2 protein-coding genes are annotated in these 886 nt (G+C 43.6%); both read right to left on the bottom strand.

All coding sequences use genetic code 11. The features are described from left to right. Positions 1 to 206: 206 nt before the first annotated feature. Positions 207 to 434, bottom strand: a complete 228-nt coding sequence (locus tag OK412_RS10130) for a hypothetical protein (protein ID WP_133248928.1) — start codon at positions 432 to 434, stop codon at positions 207 to 209. Continuing rightward, on the bottom strand, positions 427 to 886 hold a 460-nt coding region (locus tag OK412_RS10135; RefSeq protein ID WP_264353137.1), incomplete at its 5' end, for a glycohydrolase toxin TNT-related protein. The genes OK412_RS10135 and OK412_RS10130, both read right to left, overlap by 8 nt.

Raw genomic sequence — 886 nt, forward strand, 5'->3', positions numbered from 1 at the left:
CTTCACGGATCAGGTTGTTGCCGTAATCGAAGTTGCACCGGCGGGACCAGACGCGCGGCGTATATAGGATAAGAGACGCACGCTTAGCATAAGAACTTAGACCTTAAACAACGAAAAGGGGAATAATACCCGCCTACCAACTTCACTCTGCCTAAAATTAAAGCCAACAGATTCATCGTGAGAATCTTCCGGCTTTACATTATTATTTAACATCCCAGCATGTGTTTCAATCTTGCCAAAAATGCTTTGCATGCAGATTCTTCATCGGCGTAGCATCTTTCGTCAGTACGATGACCTTTTTCACTATAAAATATCTTCCAAAGCAACCCTTCATAGATTAAACATAAAGATTCATTAGATATATCATCAATTGAATAGCTATCCGCTGGAATATTCATAGATGATAACGTTTTGATTAATAACTTTTTATCCACATTTCCTCCCTGTTTTAACTTCTTTTAAATGTCCGGAATCAATTAGAGACTGCACTGACTCTGGTAAAAGATATTGTGTACCTAAGCCAATCTCACCAAACCAAGGCGCTATTTTACTTTCGAGCACTCTGGGAATGGGTTTCATAACTTCATATACCGTGTATGGTTTGGTTTCAGTTCCAGGAGCCAGTGCTCGCATAGAATAAGGGGTACCAACCGGAGATGTATACTTACCGCCGGGGTAGCCATAACGATCAATTAATTGTCCTGGATTCAAAATGCTTACTTTTACAGGTCCTAATGCACCATCATTAGGGGGCCAAAATGTTACCAGCTCATTTGTCAGCCCCCAAGGATCCACCCATCCCAGCGCGTTCGGCGCATACTGGTAGAGGTTGATCCCGCCCGCCAGCCCTATCGGATCCTGCTGGGTAAACCGTCCGCTGTCCGGA

It is taken from the genome of Pantoea sp. JV6, from assembly GCF_025910055.1.
GTDB classification, from domain to species: Bacteria; Pseudomonadota; Gammaproteobacteria; order Enterobacterales; family Enterobacteriaceae; genus Pantoea; species Pantoea agglomerans.